The organism is Ramlibacter sp., assembly GCF_050250995.1.
Taxonomy (GTDB): domain Bacteria; phylum Pseudomonadota; class Gammaproteobacteria; order Burkholderiales; family Burkholderiaceae_C; genus Ramlibacter.
Genome location: NZ_JBFWNP010000094.1, coordinates 1 through 6,897, shown reverse-complemented (window position 1 = coordinate 6,897; position 6,897 = coordinate 1). Strand labels below are relative to the sequence as shown.

Sequence of the window (6,897 nt, the reverse complement as noted above, 5' to 3'; positions counted from 1 at the left end):
CCGAGCACCCCATGACCGAGCGACTCATAGCGTTCAAGATCACGTCCGACGGCAAAGCGTTTGCCGTGGACATGACCGCGAACGCCAAGGCGACGCAGGATCTCGGCCGGCAGTTCGACGAGACCGCGACGAAGGCGGAGGCCGTCGCGACGAAGGTCAAGAAGGCCGCCAAGGACATCGGCGCCGCGACTGCGGGGGATGCCGCGGCCGGCGTCACCAAGCTCGCGCAGGCCGCCAAGGAGGCCGGCGCGCCGGTCGCTCAGATGGGCACCGCGGCGCAGACGGCGGGGCAGCAGCTGCGGCAGATGGCCTCGAAGGAGAGCGCGGGCGCCGTCGACGCGGTGGGTGCCGCCGCGAAGCGCGCCGCCCAGGACGTCAATGCGCTCGCCACTTCGATCGGCAAGATGCCGCCGATCCCGGCGCTCGCGCCCGCGCGCGGCACGGGCGGCATCGACGAGACGCGGGCCAAGCTCAAGGGCGTGGGCGACCAAGCACAGGCCACGGCCCAGCAGATGCGCCAGGTCGCGCCGCAGATCACGGACGTCTTCACGCAGCTCGCGGGCGGTGCGAACCCGATGCTGGTGCTCATCCAGCAGGGCGGGCAGCTCAAGGACGTCTTCGGTGGCATTGGCCCTGCGGCGCGCGCCGTCAGCGGTTACATCGGGTCGATGATCTCGCCTGTCACGCTGGCGGCCGGGGCCGTCGGCGCGCTCGCGCTGGCCGCGTACCAGGGCTCGGAAGAAGTGGCGCGCCTGGAGCGCGGGCTGATCCTATCCGGCAACGCTGCGGGCGTGACGAGCAGCCAGTACCGTGCGATGGCGGGCGACCTGGCGCGCCTGGGCGGGACGAAGGGCGCCGCGCTCGAGACGCTTACGGCCTTGGCGCAGCAGGGACGCGTGGGCGGCGAGAACCTGCAGCGCTTCGGGGCCATCGCGCAGCAAATGGACCGGCTCGTCGGTAAGCCCGTACAGGAGACGGTGCAGGAGTTCGCCGCGCTGGCAAAGTCGCCTGTGGAGGCGAGCCAACAGCTCACGCAGACGTACAACTATCTGACCTCTTCGGTCCATGCGCAGATCAAGGCGCTGGCGGATGCAGGTCGCATGACCGAAGCGGCGAAGCTGGCTCAGGAAGCGTTCGCGAACAGTCTGAGCGATCGCATGCCGGAGATGGAGAAACATCTCGGCGCACTCGAACGCCTGTGGCTCGGCATCAAGCGGCAGATCAGCGGTGCGACCGACGCCGCACTGTCGATAGGCAGGCCGTCGAGCGCGCAAGAAGAGGCTGACGCCCTCCGCGCAAGAATCGCGGTGGCCCGGGGACCCTTCGATCCGACGAACCGGCGGGCCACGGAAGATCGTGCCCGTGTTTCCGACCTCGAACGCGAACTACTGGCCGTCGAGTCTCGACTCGCGAACGAAGCGAAATCGGCGCAGCTCGGACGCGAGCGCGCCGCCCAGCAGCAGGCTTCCGCGAGGTGGGCCAAGGTCGAAGACGAGAACCTGCAGGTGCGGGAGGCTCGCGAACGGAAGATCGATCAGATTCGCCGCGACGGCCTTGCCTTGGGCAAGAGCGAGAAGCAGATCAACGAGGAGATCGCCGAGACCCGTCGTCGCATGGTCGACCCGCGCGAGGCGGACGGCCTGCAGGCCCGAATCGCGCGCCTGCAAAAATTCAACGAACTGCAGGCGGAGGTCACCCGCCAAGGAGTGGAGAAGACGTCCGCGGCCCTTAAGCAAGGGCTGATCAGCGACTTCGAACAGATCGACCAAGCCGCCGCTCTCGAGTTGGCTCAGCTAAAGCAGCACTTGAGCACGCTGCAGAGTGAACTGCGTGTCGTTCGCTCGAAGCCGAACTCGAGCGCGCAGGAGTCGGCCGCTCTCGAGGGCGAGATCACCGTTCAACAGGAGCGCATTCGCGGCCGCGAGAAGAAGCACCTTGACGACATCGAGACGCTGCGGTCGCAGAAGCGCGCGCGGGAGCGCGCGGCAATCGCGGAATTCCACGCCCAGAACGCGGAAGACCAGGCCAAGGCGGACAAGGCGAGTCAAGACAGCACCGCGGCGTCCCGCACGGCCGTCGACGAGTACGTGTATGCGCTGGAGTTGGAGAACAAGGAGGTCGAGTTCCAGGTCTCGCTGATGGGTAAGTCCGCCGTCGAGCAGGCGCGGTTGATCGAGCTGCGCCGCATCGAGATCGGACTGCTGAAAGAAAAAAGCGAGATCGACAAGCGCGCGAGTGGCGGCAAGCTCTCGGCAGAGACCGTCGCGAAGGACACCCAACGAGTGGAGGAGGCTGCGGCCCGAGCCGTGGCGAATCTCAGCACTCGCGAGTACGTAGCGAAGTGGAGCGAGGCGAACCGAGCTGCTGCCGAGACGCTGTACAGCTTCATCACGCGCCGCGGCGGCGATGCAAAGCGCCAGCTCGCCAGTATGTTCGAGCAGCTCGTTCTGCGGCCCAACATCATGGCCGCGCTCAGTCCGATCTCTGGCGCGGCAGCCAACCTGGTCGCCGGTGGATCGGCGGCGGCAAACGGCGGAAATCTGCTGGGCGCGCTCGGCAACGCGTCGAGCCTTTGGAACATGGGCAAGGGTGCAGTCGGCGAGATCACGAACGGCACGTTCCTGGGGAGCATCGGCGCGGGCTTCGCGGGAACCGGCGGTTCGTTCGCAAGCACCGTGGGCGCGGGCCTGGCCACCGACGCGATGGGCGCGACGGTTATCGAGGGTGCCGCAGCGGCGACGCTGGGCACTGGAAGCGGCATCGGCGCGGCAATGGCGGCGATTCCGGGCTGGGGCTGGGCAGCGCTGGCCGCCGCGGCCGTTGCCTCCATGATCGGCAACGGCGGCGAGACGCGCGTGGGAGGGCAGTACAGCAACGGGCAGCTGCTCGGCGCGCCGAGCGGCGGTCAGATCGACGGCGCATCGCAGGCAGTCGCGGCCACGATCAACAGCATCAACGAGCTGCTCGGCGCGGCCGGGAGCACGGCGCGCGTGCGCCAGCTGCTCACCGGGCTCGAGCAGTCGGAGAACGAGAAGGGCTTCGCATACGCGGGTGGCTTCCTCTCGAGCGGCTCGGCGTTCGGGCAGTACCAGGACGGCTATCTCAATCGCCGCGGCAGCAAGTCGAAGGAGCAGGCGCTCGCGGAGTTCTCCGAGGAGCTGAAGCAGGCCACGCTGCAGGCACTGCAACAGGCTGACATTCCGGGGTACGTGGGCGACTACCTGCGCGAACTCGGCGACGTCGACGCGCTGTCGGGCGGCGCGCTCGACCAGGCGCTCGCGAAGGTCAGCACGTACCTGGCACAGCGCAAGGAACTCGAAGAGCGGCTCTACCAGGCCACGGCCACCGAGGTGGAAAAGACGGCCCGCACGCGTCAACGCGAACTCGACGCCGTCGAAGAGAACAACCGCGCCCTGCTGCAGCGCATCCACGCCCTCGAGGACGAGACGAAGCGCACCGAGCGGCTCACCTCGATGGCCGACCGTGCCCGCGGCCTCGCGCGCGACTTCGCCGACGACAAGGATCTGAACGCCGTCATTGCCGCGCAGATCGCCGACCGCCTGAAGGCGGCGGGTGTGCCGGCGACGGCGGACATGATTCTCGGGGGCGACAAGCAAGGCTTCGTCTCGGCCCTGAAGGCGCTGCAGGAGGCCGGCGACCTGGACGGCATGGAGGCGATGCTCGACGTCGCCAGCGACTTCCTGCAGCTGCTCGAACGAATGGGAGAGCCGGCGCGCAAAGCCGCCGAGGAACTGGAGCGCCTGAAGGAGGAGCTGAAGGACATTGGCAAGGGGCTGGCCGGGTACGTACGGGACCTGAGCGCCGATCGAGCGGGGACCGCGGCGCCGTGGCTGCGCCGGTCGCTTACGGCCGCGAACGCCGAAGCGGACTATGCGCTGGCGATGGGTGGCAACGTCGACGCCTACCAGCGCCTGCAGGGCTCGGTACAGGCGGCGATCGAGGCGCAGAAGGGCATGACGGCGAGCGGTCCCGAGACGCAGGCCGTGATCGACGCGTGGATCGCGAAGCTCGCCGGCCTGCCGGCCGTGCAGTCGTACGAGCAGCAGAACATCGCCCTCCTGGGCGACATCAAGGTCTCGATCGACAAGCTGCCCGGCGCGATGGGGCAGTACCTCGCCGAGAACTTCGAGCGCTTCGACTCGAACCTCGACGGCCTGCTCACGAACGCCGAATACAGCGCCGGCATGGTGGGCAAAGCATCGGACGCGGAGCTGCAGCGCATCTGGACGCTGCTCGATCTGAACGGCGACGGCACGCTCACGAAGCTCGAGCTGCTCGGTGGCAAGACGGATGCCACGAACGACAAGCTCACCACGATGGTGGAGCGCTTCTCGGCGAACAGCTTGCTAGCGTATGACGCGAAGACGATCGCCGAGGCGTACACCGCCATCATCCGCAACACGGGCACGACCGCCGACTACGTGGCCGGCTGGGGCGCCGCGATCGTCTCCGCGGTGAACGGGCGGCCGGTGGCGGCTCCTGCCGGCGCGCCGGCATCGTCGTCGCCATCCACGGTGCCTGCGCCTGCCCCGGCGACTGGAGGCTCGGCGAGCGCCTCGCAGGCCGACGTCGACGCCTACCAGGCCGCGCTCGCGTCCGGCCAGGGCATCTACGAGTTCGCGGCATCGCGGGGTTACACGAGCGAGCAGACGTCCGCCTGGCTCACCGCGACCGGCTTTCCTGCCTTCGCGAATGGTGGCCTGCATACTGGCGGTCTGCGCATGGTGGGTGAGCGCGGCCGGGAGCTGGAGGTGACCGGCCCCGCGCGCTACTACAGCGCCGAGCAGACGAGCGAGCTCCTGAACGGCGACGACACCGCGATCCGCGAGGAACTCCGGCGCATGAGCCAGGCGCTCGAAGCCGCGATGCACCAGGTGGCCACCATCACGGCGCAGGCCGCGAGCCGCACCCTGGACGTGCAGGAGCGCGTGGCCACGGGCGTGGAGCGCCTCGGCCAGCAACGAGAGCGCGCCCAGCCGCGCAACGTGGTGCGCGTATGAGCGTCTCCACGGACTGGATCTACATGGTGGAGTGGACCGCGCGCTACCTGGGCGACATGCGGACGTTCCGCTACGCGACCCGCTCGTTCCGCTTCGGCCCCACGGTGGATGCCGCGTGGGGCACGCCGCGCTACGAGAGCATCACGGGTGCGACCACGTACGAGCACATGTACGTGCCCGGGCGGGTCAACAGCATCACGATCGAGTCGAACATGCACGCGCCGGGCTGCACGCGAGGCGAGCTGTCGATCGACACCTGCACCATCGTCCTCGACAACGAAGGCGGCGGCCTGGACAAGCTGCGCGCGGCGCGCTGCGCCGGCCGGATCGTGCGGATCTTCCGCATCAACCCGGGCGACCTGGCTGACTTCGCTTGCATCTGGCACGGCACGGCGGCGGGCTACCTCCCGCCCGGCGATGAGTCGATCACGCTGCGCGGACGGGGCTTCCAGTACCTGCTGGATCGGCCGCTGCTGGTGAACCGCTTCGCGGGGACGAACGCGGGCGGCAACGGCCTGGAGGGCGAGGCGGAAGACCTGAAGGGAAAGACCAAGCCCATGTTCATGGGCAAGCGGTTTAACTTCGAGCCGCCCGAGGTGAATACGGCGAAGAAGATCTTCCAGATCGACGGGCAGATCGGCGAGCTGCAACCAGGCGCGACTTTCGACGTTATGGATGCCGGCTGGCCGTTCATGCCCGGTGCGGACTACGCCTCGCTCGCCGATCTCGAAGCGACGCCGCCCGCAACGGGCGAGTGGCGCCTGTTCCGGGGTCCAGGCGGCGTGTATTTCCGCATCGGCACGACGCCCACGGGTGCGGTCACCGTCAACGGCGAGAACCCGATGAGTGCGTACGTTGCTGGCTCGGTGGTCGCGCCGATTGCCGGCTACGTCACCGGCTGCGAAGCCCAGATTCTCATGGTGGCCCTGCTTCGGTGGCTGCAAGTGAACGAGCTCAACGCGGCAGGCGAAGTGATGTCCATCCAGGGCTTGCACAGCCTGTGCTCCATGACCTCGGCGCCTGCGTCGCAGGAGGCTGGTCTGTGGCTCACGGAAGACGTGACCTATCGGCAGGTGCTGCAGCTGCTGGGGACGTCGATCGGCGGGGCGCTCACCTTCAATGCCTACCAGGCTGCCGACTCCTATCTGCGGGTCGGATTCGCGCAGCTCGTTGCCTGGTCGGGCGAAACGCTCACGATCGAGGAGCACGAGGTGCTGCGCTTCGAGCCCGGCACCGTGGGCGACGGCGACGAGGGTCTGCCGGCCAAGGCGATCGTGGTGAACTACAAGCGCAACGATCGCGTCATGACGCGCGCGGAGGTGGCCGGCAGCGTGGCCGCGTCGACCGCAGCGGCGCTGGGAGAGGAATGGCGCGCCTACACGAAGCCGGGAATGATGGGGCTCACGACCCAGCATCCGGCCGCGACAGAGCTCGTGGTGGACACCGCGCTTGCCGACGAGGCGAGCGCGGTCGACCTCGCCGACGACGTGCTGAGCCCCCTGCACAGCTCGCTGAACGTCCATGTGCTGGCCACCGTCGAAATCGCAGCCTCGACGTTCGACGATTTCATTCTGTCGAGCGGCCGCGGCGAGCCCGGAGCGGTGTTCGGCAAGCACACGAAGGTGGTCGTGAACTACCCGCGCCACGGCGCGACGAACCTCGAATGCTGGCTGATCGGCTACAAGCGCACGCACGCCAAGACTCGCAACACCGTGGAGCTGACCCTGTACACGCAGGAGTTCTACGGCTCCCTCGACCCGGAGCAATGACGCGATGTCGAATTTCCTGATCGCGTACGGCAACCAAGTGGACACCGCGGCGGTGAGCGGCGGCAGCTACGCGGCCGGCTCGCGCGACGAGCTGCTCGACTACCGCC

The 6,897-nt window shown here is 68.3% G+C and carries 2 protein-coding genes; both read left to right on the top strand.

From position 1 onward, the window contains the following. Positions 1–11 precede the first annotated feature (11 nt). Positions 12–5,021, top strand: coding sequence for a phage tail length tape measure family protein (locus AB7E83_RS27920; RefSeq protein ID WP_428574771.1), 5,010 nt, complete (start codon positions 12–14; stop codon positions 5,019–5,021). Continuing rightward, a complete protein-coding gene (locus tag AB7E83_RS27915) occupies positions 5,018–6,790 on the top strand; it encodes a hypothetical protein (protein ID WP_428574769.1) in 1,773 nt (590 codons plus the stop codon). The genes AB7E83_RS27920 and AB7E83_RS27915 overlap by 4 nt, the downstream gene beginning before the upstream one ends. Positions 6,791–6,897 lie beyond the last annotated feature (107 nt).